Source organism: Pseudomonas sp. LPB0260 (assembly GCF_013388395.1).
Window position 1 is genome coordinate 3,053,223 of record NZ_CP058247.1, and the last position, 15,351, is coordinate 3,068,573.

The window sequence follows — 15,351 nt, forward strand, 5'->3', positions numbered from 1 at the left end:
TGGAAAACCGCGGAGCGTTTTCCACCAGCGGTCAACCAGGCTACCTCGCTCTAAACGCGGTCTCCCACGAGTGCGAAGGCTTCAAGCCAGGCGTCGCAGCGGCCCGCATCGCGCACCTCATAGATACTCATGGCGGACTCGAGGTCCAGACTGAACTCATCCTCGTTGCCTTCTGCCAGCGCGGTCAGGCGCATCGTGTACCAAGCCGTCACACCGCCCGGAGGGGTCGAGTCGAATCGTGGAAACGCCGGGTCGCCACCGGCGGCGCTCAACCAATCACGCGCAAGATGTGGATTGAGCGCCATGGCGCGGCCCACGCTCACCATGTCCACTGCACCGCTGCGGACGGCGTCAACTGCTTGTTGCCGCGTCTTGAAACCGCCGGTTGCCATAACTGGAATGGCGGTCGCCGTTTTCGCCCGGCGGGCAAAATCAAGGAAGTACGGTCCGCTACCGGAGGTGCTATCCGAGCTTGCGGCGGCGCCCGGAAAGTAGGTTCCGCCACTGATATCGATCAGATCAATGCTTGTCTGGTCGATCATGCGGACCACGTCCATAGCCTCGTCTTCCGTCAGTCCACCTTCCAGTTGATCGGTCGAGTTGATCTTGATAGCGATCGCAAACGAAGCACCAACGGCCTGGCGAACCGCCTCTATCACCTCGCGGACGATGCGGAATCTCGCCTCGATGGACCCGCCATACCCGTCTGTCCGGCGATTGAACAACGGAGACAGGAACTGGCTTAAGAGGAACCCGTGTCCGGCATGAATTTGCACCCCGCCGAATCCTGCGCCTTGGGCAATTGTCGCCGCCCTGGCGTAGATGCCCGGCAGCTCGCCAATGTCGTCGAGGGTCATGCCTGCGCATTGCAGCCCTTCGATGTCCAGCGAGGATGGGCCCTTGGCTCGACTGATCGGCAAATGGGAAAGCGCTCCTGCGTGTCCGAGTTGCGGCCAGAGGCGCGCACCATCAGTCGATCCGCGACGCGCCAAGGTCCGCAGCGCCGTTTGATCTGTATCCGGTCCCAACACCAGATTCCCGGGCTTCTCGGGATAGCGCGGATCACCCTGTACCTCGCCGATCAGCGACAATGCTACGCCGCCTTCCGCCCAGCGCTCATAGAGTCGTGCCTGCGCTTCGGTAGCGTTGCCTTTTCCGTCACCAAGGGAATCCGACATTGCCGACTTTGTCAGTCGGTTTTTCAGAACCACACCACAGGGAAGCTCAAGCGGGAGGCCCAACACATTTGCCGGGTTTGAGAGATCATGCTTGGTTACTGGCTTCATCATCGGGCCTCTCCATCGGAATATTTAGATATTTCATTTTTTCTTCCCGCTAAATGCCGCCCGTCGCCAGGTGGCGTAGCAACTGTCACGGCTTCAACAGTTCTTTCTCGACCTCATCGAGAAACGCTTGGATGTTGCCTTCATTGCGCCGGTAGAACGTCCACTGTCCATGACGCTCAGCAACCACCAACCCAGCCTGCTTCAACACGCTCATGTAGTTTGAGATCGTCGACTGCGACAGCCCTGCCTTCTCTTGAATGTACGCAACACACACACCGTCCAGATCGGCATGCTCTGGCAGCGAGGGTGGAAAGTTCGACCTGTCTTTCAGCCACTCAAGAATTCGGCGTCGCACAGGGTTGTTAAGGGCGGAAATCACGTTTTCTATATTCATAAATCAAGATATCTCGATATTTAAGCAAGAGTCAATCGCGGCATTTACTACCGCCCCCCCTCAGAGTCGGGCTTGATAGTGTCACAACCATAAGTGAAGAACCCCCTAGGATCGTTTTCTCACCGGCCTCTTCTGGCCGACTTCTGCCCGTCGCCACCGACTGCAACCGGCCTAAGCTGCCAGTCAAATGCGTCTACGAAAGCAGGGCCGGAGGACAGATCGTACCGCCGCCTTTTTCATGTTCTAGGTGGAAACTGGCCCATGCTCCTGCGGGGCATGGGCCAGTCGTGGCTTCAGGGATTGGCGGACAGGTTCTGTATCCGCCTAGGAAGCCTGTATGGGATCTTCATGGAGTACAACAGGCGCCTGATCGTTCGCTTGCAGGGCAACCGGGATTCCCTGCTTATCGCAACCGAGCAAACCCTCGCTCTTGGCCACTAGCATCGCGCCAAGCACATCGCCGGAGACGTTGAGCGTGGTATGACCCATGTCGATCACCCGGTAGATACCGGCGATGACGCCCACAAGCTCGAATGGCAAACCCATCAGCTGCAGCATCAACGTGCCCATCACAATGCCGCCGCCAGGAATACCGGGAGCCGCCATCGCCAGCAGGGTACCGATCGCCACCACATTGACCATCTGCGCAACGCTCAGATCGACACCGTAGAAGCCCGCCGCAAACACTGCCAGCACCGAGAGATAGACCGCAGCGCCCATCAGGTTAATGGTGGCACCCAGCGGCAGCATGAACGAGGTGATCCAGCCAGGCACCTTAAAGTCCTCACGGGTGACGTGCATGCTCATTGGTAGGGTGGCGGCGCTGCTGGTGGTCGATAGCGTCACCATCCAGACCTTGCTGATCTTCTTGAGCAAGTAGCTGTAGCTGACTTTGGTGTAGGCCACCACCACCATCGAGGTCACCACCCAGACGGCTAGTAAGCCGGCGTAGTCTGCCAGGATGAACTGCCCAACCTGGTCGAAAATCTCAAGACCATAGTTGCCCATGGAGTAGGCCATCAGGGCGAATACTCCATAGGGCGAAACCGCCATGATCATGTCGAGGATCTTCAGGATCACCGCCGATGCCTGATTGCACAGGCCTTTGATGCCCTCGGCCTTTTCGCCCAAAAACACCAGCGCCACCCCAACCAGTACGGCGATCAGGATGACCTGGATAACGCTGCCCTTGGCCATGGCATCGAATATGTTAGACGGGATCATGCCGAGGAAGAACTGACCAAGCGTTGGTACTTCGCTCACCGGTGCCATGGCGGTGGAGGTACTGCCAACGAAACCGACACCGGGCTGCAACAAGTGGGCGGTGGCCAGGCCAGTTATCCCGGCTACCACCGTCATCAGCGTGTACACCGCCAGCGTCTTGCCGCCGACTCGCTTGAGTTTGCCAACATCTCCCATGTTGGCAATGCCTGCCGCCACGCTGAAGAACACAATGGGGATGATCAGCATCTGGATCGCGCGAATGAACGCATCGCCGATGGGTTTGATCGCCACGCCCCACTCTGGGGCCACTAAGCCGAACAGCACGCCGAGGGTGAAACCGAGGAAGATTTTCGTGGAAAGACCGAAAGAGAGTTTGATACCAGTCATTTCGACCACCCTCCGCACTCGGAGTGATTCATGCCGGGAACAAGACGATTGATGCTCATCAGTTGCCTCTTCTGAAAATGAGTATTTTTGTAATGTGAATTAGGCAGTTCAGTCGTAGGCCGTCCCTGGCCGAGTTGTTTGCCGTGTGTTAACGCAATTGCTGGCAGGCCTGCGCGATGCGGCGGCAGCCCTCGTCAATCACCTCGAGCGAGCTGGCAAAGGACAGCCGCAAGTAGGGGGACATGCCATAGGCATCCCCGCTGACGGTGGCTACATTGCCCTCCTGCAGCAGATAGGCCACCAGTTCGGTGTCGCTCTCTATGCGTTGACCATCCGGCGTGACAGTGCCGAGCAGTCCAGAAACATTGGCATAGATGTAGAAAGCGCCTTGCGGCGGCAGGCAGCGCAGTCCCTTGATGTCGCTCAGTTGTTCCAACATGCGCTGGCGGCGCTGGGTATAGACCTCGCGCATTTCGGCAATAGGGGTTTGATCTCCGGCAAAAGCTGCCACTGCAGCTGCCTGGCTGATTGAACTGGGGCAGGTGGTGGTCTGTGAGATCAGCTTGCTAATAGCCGCAATCAGAACGCGCGGCCCCGCGGCAAAGCCAAGACGCCAGCCGGTCATGGCATAGCCCTTGGAAGCACCGTTGACGATCAGCGTACGGGCCTTGAGATCTTCGGCCACATTGACGATGGACAGGTGCCGAGCATCTTCGTAGACGAAGTGTTCGTAGATCTCATCGGACATGACCAGCAACTGCGGATGGCGACGCAGCACAGCGGCCAAGGCTAGCAGTTCGGCGCGGTCATACACCGCGCCACTGGGGTTGTTCGGCGTATTGAGGATGACCCACTTACTACGGGGCGTGATGGCGCGCTCGAGCTCCTCGGCCGTCAGCTTGAAACCGTTGCTCTCGTCCCCTGGGATGATTACCGGGGTCGCCTCATTGAGCCGGGCGATATCGGGGTAGGACACCCAGTAGGGGGCATGCACGATGACCTCGTCACCTGCGTTCAGGGTGGCAGCAAGCGCGTGATAGATGATGTGCTTGCCGCCGCTGCCGGCCACCACCTCGTCTAGGCCATAGTGCAGGTCGTTATCACGAGCCAGTTTACGGACGATCGCCTGACGCAGCGCCGGGGTGCCGCTGGTCGATGTGTAGTGGGTATCGCCGTTGTGCATCGCGGAACTGGCGGCTTGAAGGATATGTTCCGGCGTATCGAAGTCGGGTTCACCGATGGTGAAGTTGATGATGTCGCGTCCCTGTGCACGCAACTCGACGACCAAGGCGTTGGCGGCCATGCTGGGCGACGGTTGAATGCTCAGTACGCGTGCGGAGAGAAGTTCAGTATTCATCGTTATGCTCCTCAGCTGGCTAGGCCATGTTGGTCTAACACGCGATCCAGCCAGCTCTGGCGCAGGTTGCCGGTGGCGATCTCCGCTTTGATCTCGTCCTCGTGAGCCGCGTGCCTGGCTGCGGCCTCGAGCAGTGCCTGCGCATGCTCCTGCGGGAACGCGACCAGGCCATCTTCATCGCCAACCAGGATGTCACCCGGTTGCACCAGCATGCCGCCGATACAAACAGGCACATTGATCTCGCCGGGCCCGCTTTTGTAGGGCCCGCAATGCACCACATCCAGGGCATAGCAGGGCGTGCTATCGAAACTGGCGACGTCACGGATGGCGCCGTTGACTACGAACCCCACGCAGCCACGTTGCTGCGCATAGAGTTTGATCAGCTCGCCGATCACCGCATTGCAGGTATCACCCTGGGCATCGATCACCAGTACATGGCCTGGCTGAATTAAGGTCATGGCCTTGTAGATGAACAGGTTGTCGCCGGGGCGGGTCTTGACCGTGAGCGCCGTACCGACCAGCTTGCCGCTGCGGTTGAAGCGCTTCAGCCCACGGGCGCCGACATGCCGACCCAGGTTGTCGCTGATATGAGGACTCACTACCTCGCGGAACGCCTCGATCACCCACGCAGGGGGCAACGCCTGGCGGCCTTCAGGCTGGCGGTAGCTAGGTGATGAAAAAGTGGTACGGACGGTCAAGCAATCTGGGCTATAGCCTCCAAAATATCCGGCTTATATGGGGTTGATATGCTCAAAGTCGCCTCGGAGGCCAAAATCGTTGCCCACTGGCCGTCAAAGGCCACTGTAGCCCTCCTCAAGCTGGGGGCGTGCAGCGCGTGATGCTGTTGCAGTCCAGCGGCGCAGAGAGGGTGCCAGGTGAACGGCGCTGTAGCGAATGCGCAGATGCCAGCACTGTACAAGTAGAACGGGGCCGGCAGGCCCCGTGGCTGCGCCAGCCGGGTAGGTTGGCGCGTGGCTCTTGCGTGCCGTTGGCTAGGAGGCGCGTCGCACCGGGTGGGTAACCCCCTGCGGCAGGTGTGCGGCGCGTGGCGTATGGCGTGGCCTGGCCATGCCGTCGGCCGGGTCAGGCGCCCTGATTGAGTGCCTGGGAGCGGACAAAGGCCGCTCGAGCTGCCGCTTCGACCAGTTGGCGCAGGGCCTGATCCTGTTCGAAACGCTCTATCGCGGCCGCCGTGGTGCCGTTGGGTGAGGTCACGGCGGTGCGCAGATCTACGAAGTCCGCACCCGGTTGCACTTGCAGCGAGGCGGCGCCGAAGGCGGTCTGCGCCGCCAGCGCCTTGGCCAGTTCGGCCGGTAGGCCGAGAGCCATCCCGGCGTTGGCCAAGGCCTCGCTGAACAGGTGGTAGTAAGCCGGGCCACTGCCGGACAGGGCGGTGACCGCGTCCAGCTGCCCTTCCTGTTCCACCCAGTAGGCCTTGCCAACGGCAGCGAACAGGTGGGCGATCTGCTCGCGGCGCTCGGCGTCCAGCGCATCGCTACTGAACATGCCGGTGCAACCGGCGCCGACCAGCACCGGCGTGTTGGGCATCACCCGCACCACCGGGCAACGCTGCCGCAGGCCCTGGCCAAGGCTGGCGCAGGTTACCCCGGCGGCCACGGAGATCACCACGGCGCCTTGGCACACGGCATCCGGCAACTCGCCCAGCACCTTGCAGGCATGGCCTGGCTTGGTCGCCACCACGATAAGCTCGAATGGCTGTGCCGGCAGCGTCTCCAGGCTGGAGTACAGGGTGGCGTTGCTGGAGGCCTGCAGGTTGGGGTCGACGGCACTGATGCTGTCCACCAGCCCGGCGGCCAGCCAGGCCTCGCCGATTGCGCTGCCCATGCGGCCGTAACCGATAAAGAGTGCGTTCATGCTGTTCCTTTTAGGCGTTGAAGTCCTTTGGCGGATGAAGCATGCCCTGGAAAGCTTTAAGGCAGCTTTCCAGGGCGAACGGTTCGGGGGAGCCCGGGCCGCCTTGCGGCGACCGGGCATGGCCATCAGCCGATGGTCATCAGGCTGGCGTTGCCGCCGGCCGCTGCGGTGTTGACCGACAGGGCGTGCTCGATCAGCAGACGCTCCAGCGGAATGTCAGTCTCGCCCTTGTTCAGGCCATGCACGCTGACGATGGCGCCCCTGCGCTGGGCGGCCAGTTGGCAGACTTCGCGCAACTGGTCGGAATCGCCGTGGTGCAGGATGGCGTCGAACTCGGCGTCGACCGTGCTCCAGTCCGCCACCAGCTCGATGCGCTTCTGCACCTCTTTCGGCAGCTCGGCGTACAGCGCGCGCTGGCTTTCCAGCCACAGTGCGCGGCTGCCCACGGCCAGGGTCGCGGCCAGTTGCGCCAGCAGGTCGCTGCGCTGGTCGGCCAGGCCCAGCACGCGCTCGCGCGGCAGCAGGGTGTAGCTGTTGCGCTCGCCGGTCGGGCCGGTCAGCAGGTGGCTGCTGAAGCTCTGGTTTAGGCTCAGGTACTGCTCGAACAGTGCCGCGGTAGCTGGCTCCTGCTTGCCCGCCCACTCGGCAAAGGCGGCACGTGCCTTGGTCAGTTCGGCCGGCACGCCCAGCGGCTGCACACTGTCGCCCTTGAGTTGCTCGGCCACCGCCTCCTGCGGACGGGTCGACAGCAGGCGGTACAGGTACAGCGGGCCACCGGCCTTCGGTCCGGTACCGGACAGGCCTTCACCACCGAACGGCTGCACGCCGACCACGGCACCGACCACGTTGCGGTTGACGTACAGGTTGCCGACTTTGGCGCTGTTGACCACCTGGTTGATGGTCTCCTCGATGCGGGTGTGCACCCCGAGAGTCAGGCCGTAGCCGCTGTCGTTGATCTGCTGCAGCAGCTTGCCCAGATTGGCACGCTGGTAGCGTACGACGTGCAGTACCGGGCCGAATATTTCGCGCTTGAGCTCGTTGAAGCTATCCAGCTCGATCAAGGTCGGCACGACGAAGGTGCCACGCTTGATCTCTTCGCCATCGGCGCGGGCGCACTGGAACACCTTGCGGCCCTTCTCGCGTAGCGCGGCGATGTGGTTGTCGATGTTGGCCTTGGCCTCACTGTCGATCACGGGGCCGATGTCGGTGTTCAGGCGCTCCGGCGAACCGACACGGTATTCGGCCATGGCGCCCTTGAGCATTCCCACCACGCGGTCGGCCACGTCGGCCTGCACGCAGAGCACGCGCAGGGCCGAGCAGCGCTGGCCGGCACTGTCGAAGGCGGAGTTGACCACGTCGACCACCACCTGCTCGGCCAGCGCCGAGGAGTCGACGATCATGGCGTTGAGGCCGCCGGTCTCGGCGATCAGCGGAATGCTGCGGCCCTGGGCGTCCAGGCGGCCGGCGATATTGCGCTGGAGGATGCCGGCCACTTCGGTGGAACCGGTGAACATCACGCCACGCACGCGCTCGTCACCCACCAGGCGGGCACCGACGGTTTCACCGCGGCCCGGCAGTAGCTGTACGGCGCCGCCGGGCACGCCGGCTTCCAGCAGGATGCGCACGGCCTGGGCGGCGATCAGCGGGGTCTGCTCTGCCGGCTTGGCCAGCACGGTGTTACCAGCGGCCAGTGCGGCGCAGACCTGGCCGGTGAAGATCGCCAGCGGGAAGTTCCACGGGCTGATGCACACCACCGGGCCCAGCGGGCGGTGGCTGTCGTTGCCGAAGCTGCGTGCCTGGACGGCGTAGTAGCGGAGGAAGTCCACGGCCTCGCGCACTTCGGCGATGGCGTTGGCGAAGGTCTTGCCGGACTCGCGCACCAGCAGGCCCATCAGCTGCTGCATCTCGCCTTCCATCTGGTCAGCGGCGCGCTCCAGTACGGCGGCTCGCTCGGCCGGCTGGGTCGACTGCCAGATCTGCCCGCTGGACAGGGCGCAGAGGATCGCGTTCTTGACGTCGGCCTCGCTGGCCTCGTGTACGTGGCCGACCACATCGCGATGGTCGGCCGGGTTGCGCACTGGCTCGGCCGGGCCTGGGTTCGGTGTGTCGCAACCGAGGATCGGGCCTGCGACATAGACGGTGTTGGTGCTGGACAGCAGCGCCGAGGACAGCGAGCCGAGACGGTGCTCGTTGGCCAGGTCGATGCCTTCGGAGTTCAGGCGCGTATCGCCATAGAGGTCCCGCGGCAGCGGAATACGCGGGTGCGGCAGGCCTAGGGCGCCTTCCTGGGCAGCCATTTGCTCGACCTGCTGCACCGGATCGAGGACCAGGTCTTTTAGCGAAATGCTGTGGTCGGCGATGCGGTTGACGAAGCTGGTGTTGGCACCGTTTTCCAGCAGGCGACGGACCAGGTAGGCCAGCAGGGTTTCGTGGCTGCCGACCGGCGCGTAGATGCGGCACGGGCGGGCGTACTTGCCATCCTTGACCGGACCGACCACCTGCTCGTACAGCGGCTCGCCCATGCCGTGCAGGCACTGGAACTCATACTGGCCGGGGTAGTAGTTCTGCCCGGCCAACTGATAGATGGCCGACAGCGAGTGGGCGTTGTGGGTGGCGAACTGCGGGTAGATGGACTCCGGCACTGCCAGCAGCTTGCGTGCGCAGGCGACGTAGGAAATGTCGGTGTACGGCTTGCGTGTATAGACCGGGTAGCCTTCCAGGCCGTTGATCTGGGCCAGCTTGATCTCGCTGTCCCAGTAGGCGCCCTTCACCAGGCGGATCATCAGGCGGTGGCGGCTGCGCTTGGCCAGGTCGATGATGTAGTCGATCACGTACGGACAGCGTTTCTGGTAGGCCTGGATGACGAAGCCGATGCCGTTCCAGCCGACCAGTTCCGGCTCGAAGCACAGGCGCTCGAGCAAGTCGAGGGAGATTTCCAGGCGGTCCGCTTCCTCGGCGTCGATGTTGATACCGATGTCGTACTGCTTGGCCAGCTTGGTCAGGCCGAGCAGGGTCGGGTACAGCTCGTCCATCACACGGTCGTACTGGGCGCGGCTGTAGCGTGGGTGCAGGGCGGAGAGCTTGATCGAGATGCCGGGTCCTTCGTAGATGCCTCGGCCGTGCGAGGCCTTGCCGATGGCGTGGATGGCCTGCTCGTAGGAAGCGAGGTAGCGCTTGGCGTCCTCCTCGGTCAGCGCGGCCTCGCCGAGCATGTCGTAGGAGTAGCGGAAGCCCTTGCTTTCCTTGTTGGCAGCATTGGCCAGGGCCTCGCCGATGGTCTCGCCAGTGACGAACTGCTCGCCCATCAGGCGCATGGCCATATCCACGCCCTTGCGGATCACTGGCTCGCCGCTCTTGCCGATCAGGCGATTGAGCGAGGAGGACAGGCCTTCCTCGTTATGGGTCGACACCAGCTTGCCGGTGATCAGCAGGCCCCAGCTGGCGGCATTGACGAATACCGACGGACTCTGGCCCAGGTGCTGGCTCCAGTTGCCGTTGGCGATCTTGTCGCGGATCAGGGCGTCACGGGTGGCCTTGTCCGGAATGCGCAGCAGCGCCTCGGCCAGGCACATCAGCGCCACGCCCTCCTGGGACGACAAGGAGAACTCCTGCAGCAGGCCCTGCACCAGGCCCTGACGACCGCCGGTACTCTTCTGGTTGCGCAGCTTCTCGGCGATGCTCAGGGCCATCTTGTTGGCGGCCTCGGCCTGCTCTTTCGGCAGGCGGGCTTGCTCCAGCAGCATCGGCAGCGCCTCGGTTTCCGGGCGGCGGTAGGCGGAGGTGATGGCGGCACGCAGCACGGACTGCGGCAGGATGCTTTCGGCGAAATCGAGGAATACCTGCAGGCCCTGTTCGCTCAGCGCATCCAACGATTCTTCACCCGCCGCAGCGGCCAGGCCGGAATGCTCGGCTGGGGTCAGACCACCCTCGATCTGTTCCAGGTAAGTGAAGATCGCCTGCTTGATCAGCCAGTGCGGGGTGCGGTCCAGCTGCTGGGCGGCTTTCTTCAGACGGCCGCGGGTGGCGTCGTCGAGTTTCACGCCGAGGGTGGTGTTAGCCATATGGGTAATCCTTTCAGCAAAGTGCGAGGGATGACGAGTGGCCGGAGTTTAAGCACTATTGTGATTGAGGTGCAACCTGGTGAAACCCATTCCTTGTGGGCCTCTTTTTATGGTTGCGCCATTGTGCGGTTTGAGTTGTGCAACCAGTGGCGTGGAGGTGGGGTGGGTTTTGAGCCGGCGGCCTTCGGGTTGTGCGCCCGACGAGATACTAGGCTGCTCGATCAGGTGCCGGGAAATTACCTGGCGGCTGAGCAAGCTGTCGGCCCGACTGAAGGCCTGGAGCGGCGCATCGAGGTCATCCTCGGAAAGATTTGTGCCGTTGTCCTGCGCGGGCGCATTGGGCGTGCGCCGCGATATGACGTTCGCGGGTGAGCTTGATGGGGCTGTTGGCCGGTTTGGGGTTGCTCGGCGGGTTGTCCTGCAGGGACATCTGGGGGCGTTATAGGCCGGGCTGATCGGCCCCGGGCTCTGTTCGTGGGCGATCGGGGCATCTCGGCAGATCGCTAGGAGCTTGTCTAGCGTTTCCCTAAAGGGATTCCGGAGGTAAATCCAGGCTCTTCAATAACCAGTCCGTGAATAACTGGCGATCCCTTGGATTGCTATCGGGTTGCGGTATCGCTAGGCAGTACCAGGTTGAGCGCATCACCGAATCCAGAGCTTTTACCAAGGTGCCATTGGCGATCTCGTGTTTGCACAGAAGGTCGTCGGCCAGAAATAAACCTTCCCCGTCCAGTGCAGAATCGATCGCCAGCGACAGATCTGGGTAAACATACCCACTCTGCCACTCATCGCTGCTGGGCAGGTACCTGCTGAACCATCTTCGCCAAGTCTGACGACTGTTGTCGTGAATGAGGGGAAGGCCCGCAATGTCAGACGGCTGTGTGAGGCCGGGGTGTTTGGCCAGAAATTCGGGAGAACAGGCGGGGTAGGTGTCGATGGGGAACAGTCGGTGAAAGCGCACACGCTGCTCCTTTAGGTTCTCCTCAAAGTGAATCACCACATCTGCCGTTGATCCTGAGTCACTCACCGGGTTTGACCCGGAATACATACGGACACTGAGTTCTGGATGGGCGTCGCGGAACGCCTTGAGCCGGGGCCTGAGCCAGCGTGTCGCAAACCCGGGCTCTACGATTATTCGCAGGCTTCGATCGCGCTGGATGTGGCTGATCTCTTCACAGGCCTCGGCGAGCATCGTGAATGCCTCGTTGAGCCTGGGCTTCAATGCCTGTCCCTCCGGCGTCAGCTCGACCCGGTTACCTAGCCTTCTGAAGAGATCCACTCTCAGCCACTTCTCCAGCGTGCGAATGTGCTGGCTGATGGCGCTGTGGCTGACGCACAGGTCCCGTGCGGCGTCGGCGAAGCTCCCCCTGTGCGCGGCAGCATCGAAAGCGCGTAGTGCTGTGAGTGGCGGCAGGCGATGTCTCATGCCCTCAGCGTAAGCTCAGCTTACGCTGAGGGCAAGATCTTTCTAATCACGATGGGTTCGGTGGGGCTGATAGCATCGACATCAAGGAAATATAGCAACTGTTAAATTTCTTTTAATGCGGGCATGCATATAAGTGCATCGGTCATACGGATGACAATAAAATAAATAGCACCATCAAGGTCTCGCCATGAATAATGATGTTTCAGCGCTGGTCGTTGACGACCTTCACAAAAGCTTTGGTAGGCACGAAGTCATAAAGGGGGTCAGTCTTACGGCAAAGTATGGCGACGTAATTTCTCTATTGGGCTCCTCTGGCTCTGGAAAAAGCACTTTTCTTCGTTGTATCAATCTGCTCGAGATGCCGAGCGCCGGGAAGGTCCATGTGCATGGGGAAGAACTTCTCATGAGCAAGGACAGTCATGGCGATCTGAGACCCAAGAATATGCGTCAAGTAGAGCGTATTCGATCGCGGTTGGCGATGGTGTTTCAGGGGTTCAATCTCTGGTCTCATATGACCATCCTGGAAAACGTCATCGAAGCGCCCGTGCATGTGCTGAAGCAGCCACGTAAGCAAGCGGTAGAGTTAGCCGAACACTTGCTGCATAAAGTCGGCATGTATGAACGGCGCGACTATTATCCCGTGCATTTATCCGGTGGCCAGCAGCAGCGCGCAGCGATCGCGAGGGCGCTGGCCATGGAGCCTAAGGTGATGCTTTTTGATGAGCCCACTTCGGCACTGGATCCCGAGTTAGTCGGAGAAGTGCTGAAGGTGATTCAGTCCCTGGCAGAAGAGGGGCGCACCATGATTCTTGTTACTCACGAGATGGCGTTCGCTCGTGAGGTTTCCACCAAGACATTGTTTCTCCATCAGGGACTGATTGAGGAGCAGGGGTGTCCCAGCGAGATCTTCACCAACCCTGAGTCCGATCGATTTAAACAATTTTTGGCCAGTACCCGACATTGAGTCGACTCAAGTCACTCTTACAATAAGAAGGAAACACATAATGAATCTGAAAAAAATGGCGATTGCGGCTCTCGTAGGCTCTTTGAGCTTATCCACTGTATATGCCACTGCAGGTGATGCACTGCGGCTTGGCGTCGAGGGGGCTTACCCGCCCTTCTCATTCAAGCAGGCCGATGGGACTCTGTCCGGTTTCGATATCGAGGTCGCCCTGGCGATCTGTGAAAAGCTGCAACGCGAATGCAAGCTGGTTGAGCAGGAATGGGATGGAATGATTCCGGCTCTAAACGCACAAAAATATGATGCGATCGTGGCCTCCATGTCGATCACTGCAGATCGAATGAAGCGCGTCAGTTTTACCGAAAAGTACTACGCCAATCTCGTCCGAATGATCGCGCAAAAAGGCTCGGACCTAGATGCCACCGCTAAGGGGCTGGCCGGCAAGAAAGTCGGTGTTGTGCGCGGAACCACCCACCAATGCTACGCCGAAAAGCACTTGGTTGATTCGGACATTCGACTCTACAACACCCACGAGGATGTCTATTCCGATCTGCTCGTTGGTCGCATCGATGCCCGTATCTCCGATGTTACCGACGCAATAGGCTTTCTGAAGAGCGAAGAGGGTGGGCGTTTTGAGTTCATCGGCGACAACTTGGAAGACGCGTCCTGCTTTGGAGAGGGTATCGGCATCGCTGTGCGCAAAGGTGACTCGCTTGCCGCCGAGATCAATCAGGCCATCAAAGCGATGCGTGCCGATGGCTCCTACCAGAAAATTAGCGATAAGTACTTCTCCGTAGACATCTACGGCGACTGATCCGCTGATCTCTGCGAGGAAGGTCCCACTAGAATGCAGAACAGATACGAGAAGTACAATGAGTGCAATCTTTGAATATAAAGGCATGCTGCTCGAAGGGGCTGTGGTAACGGTATTGTTGGCGGTCATTTCATTACTGCTTTCGATAGTATTCGGATTGATCGGCGCAGCCCTTAAATTCTCCTCGGCTAAGGGACTCAACAAGGTTGGTGGCGCCTATACCACCTTCGTACGCGGCGTTCCTGATCTGGTGCTGATGATGCTGCTGTTTTACGGCGGCCAACAGTTGTTGAACGATTTCGGTGTCTGGACCGGATTGTGGGGTTACATAGAAATCAGCCAGTTTCTGGCCGGCGTGCTGACCCTTGGTTTTATCTTCGGTGCCTACATGGCGGAAACCTTCCGAGGCGCGATCCTGTCGATCCCCAAAGGGCAGATCGAGGCCGCGCTTTCGGTCGGCATGACTCCTTGGATGGTCTTTAGCCGGGTGACCTGGCATCAGATGGTTCGCTACGCGCTGCCTGGCTTTACCAACAACTGGCTGGTGCTGATCAAATCAACCGCTCTGGTGTCGGTCATCGGGTTGCATGACCTGGTGTGGAATGCGTTTTCCGCGGGAAGAGCCGTGAAACAGATGTTTACCTTCATGCTGGTGGTCATGGTGATCTACCTGATTATCACCGCGATCTCGGATGTCGGCCTGCGATGGCTGGAGCGTAAGTACAGTGCCGGTGTGCGGAGGGTTTAATGATGGAAGAGCAGCGTTCATTCCTGGAGTATTTGCGTAATTTAAGTGCCGAGGCACCGCTGGATTTCCTCCTCATCTATGACAACCTGGATCGCTTCCTGGTGGGGGCGTTGGTAACTCTGGAGGTAACCTTTATCTCCTTGCTGGTCGGCGGACTGCTGGCGATCCCACTTGCAATCGCCCGGGCCTACAAGACGCCCTTCTTGAACGGTCCGATCTTCTGCTTCACCTACCTGTTTCGCGGCTCGCCGCTACTGGTACAGACCTATCTGTTCTACTTCGGGTTGGGACAGTTTGAGTTCGTCAGAGAGAGTTTTTTGTGGGGGCCAGTACTCAGTCAGCCGCTGTGGTGTGTATTGATCGCTTTTACGCTCAATACCATGGCTTACAGCACTGAATACCTGCGTGGTGCGATTGAGGCAGCCCCCTGGGGTGAGATCGAAGCATCGAAGGCGTGTGGCATGAACTCCTGGACCCGGATGCGCCGTATCGTATTGCCGAATGCGTTCAGGCGTGCTCTGCCAGCCTACTCCAACGAAGTGATCTTTACCCTTCACGGGTCGGTGATCGCCAGTACGGTTACCCTGCAGGACCTGTTGGGCGTTGGCCGCTGGTTGAACGGGCGCTACTACCTGGCCTACGAAGGCTTTATCACCGCTATGTTGTTTTACATGGTGATTGTGTTCGTTATATCGAGGCTGTTCATCCTCGCGGAGCGACGCTGGTTAGGGCACTTGCGGCCGCGCAATGTTTCTTTGAGTAAATTGCAGGTGGCGGAAATACGCTAGCAGCCAATAGAACGAAACACCAGATCGGTT

At 60.2% G+C, this 15,351-nt stretch carries 12 protein-coding genes; 4 read left to right on the plus strand and 8 right to left on the minus strand.

The features are described 5' to 3' along the window. Positions 1-50 precede the first annotated feature (50 nt). The 8 genes from LPB260_RS13880 to LPB260_RS13915 all read right to left on the minus strand — a co-directional run bounded on the left by LPB260_RS13880 (position 51) and on the right by LPB260_RS13915 (position 12,010). Complete coding sequence (locus LPB260_RS13880) at positions 51-1,289, minus strand: NADH:flavin oxidoreductase/NADH oxidase family protein (protein ID WP_218281521.1); 1,239 nt, start codon at positions 1,287-1,289, stop codon at positions 51-53. A gap of 82 nt (positions 1,290-1,371) precedes the next feature. Beyond that, the gene (locus tag LPB260_RS13885; protein WP_208709587.1) at positions 1,372-1,680 is read right to left on the minus strand and encodes a helix-turn-helix transcriptional regulator; all 309 of its coding nucleotides are present in this window, start codon (positions 1,678-1,680) and stop codon (positions 1,372-1,374) included. Positions 1,681-2,004: 324 nt separating this feature from the next. Then, positions 2,005-3,291, minus strand: coding sequence for a dicarboxylate/amino acid:cation symporter (locus tag LPB260_RS13890; protein ID WP_208709589.1), 1,287 nt, complete (start codon positions 3,289-3,291; stop codon positions 2,005-2,007). Between the two features lie 148 nt (positions 3,292-3,439). Next, positions 3,440-4,648 (minus strand): aminotransferase class I/II-fold pyridoxal phosphate-dependent enzyme, encoded by a 1,209-nt coding sequence (locus LPB260_RS13895; protein WP_208709591.1) that lies wholly within the window; start codon positions 4,646-4,648, stop codon positions 3,440-3,442. An 11-nt stretch (positions 4,649-4,659) separates the two neighbouring features. Beyond that, a complete protein-coding gene (locus LPB260_RS13900) occupies positions 4,660-5,286 on the minus strand; it encodes an RraA family protein (protein WP_208710223.1) in 627 nt (208 codons plus the stop codon). A gap of 445 nt (positions 5,287-5,731) precedes the next feature. Further along, positions 5,732-6,523, minus strand: a complete 792-nt coding sequence (gene proC, locus LPB260_RS13905) for a pyrroline-5-carboxylate reductase (RefSeq protein WP_208709593.1) — start codon at positions 6,521-6,523, stop codon at positions 5,732-5,734. 125 nt (positions 6,524-6,648) lie between these two features. Continuing rightward, complete coding sequence (gene putA / locus LPB260_RS13910; RefSeq protein ID WP_208709595.1) at positions 6,649-10,584, minus strand: trifunctional transcriptional regulator/proline dehydrogenase/L-glutamate gamma-semialdehyde dehydrogenase; 3,936 nt, start codon at positions 10,582-10,584, stop codon at positions 6,649-6,651. Positions 10,585-11,110: 526 nt separating this feature from the next. After that, positions 11,111-12,010, minus strand: coding sequence for a LysR substrate-binding domain-containing protein (locus LPB260_RS13915; protein WP_208709597.1), 900 nt, complete (start codon positions 12,008-12,010; stop codon positions 11,111-11,113). 187 nt (positions 12,011-12,197) lie between these two features. Between LPB260_RS13915 and LPB260_RS13920 the strand changes: the two genes are divergently transcribed. The 4 genes from LPB260_RS13920 to LPB260_RS13935 are packed head-to-tail and all read left to right on the plus strand — an operon-like array spanning position 12,198 to position 15,321. Beyond that, a complete protein-coding gene (locus LPB260_RS13920; RefSeq protein WP_208709599.1) occupies positions 12,198-12,974 on the plus strand; it encodes an ABC transporter ATP-binding protein in 777 nt (258 codons plus the stop codon). Positions 12,975-13,014: 40 nt separating this feature from the next. Continuing rightward, on the plus strand, positions 13,015-13,785 hold the full coding sequence (locus LPB260_RS13925) for a transporter substrate-binding domain-containing protein (protein WP_218281522.1): 771 nt from the start codon (positions 13,015-13,017) through the stop codon (positions 13,783-13,785). A 58-nt stretch (positions 13,786-13,843) separates the two neighbouring features. Continuing rightward, positions 13,844-14,533 carry an ABC transporter permease gene (locus LPB260_RS13930; protein ID WP_208709601.1) on the plus strand — a complete coding sequence of 230 codons (690 nt, stop codon included), beginning with the start codon at positions 13,844-13,846 and terminating at the stop codon, positions 14,531-14,533. A 2-nt stretch (positions 14,534-14,535) separates the two neighbouring features. Next, the gene (locus tag LPB260_RS13935) at positions 14,536-15,321 is read left to right on the plus strand and encodes an ABC transporter permease (RefSeq protein WP_208710227.1); all 786 of its coding nucleotides are present in this window, start codon (positions 14,536-14,538) and stop codon (positions 15,319-15,321) included. Positions 15,322-15,351: the final 30 nt, after the last annotated feature.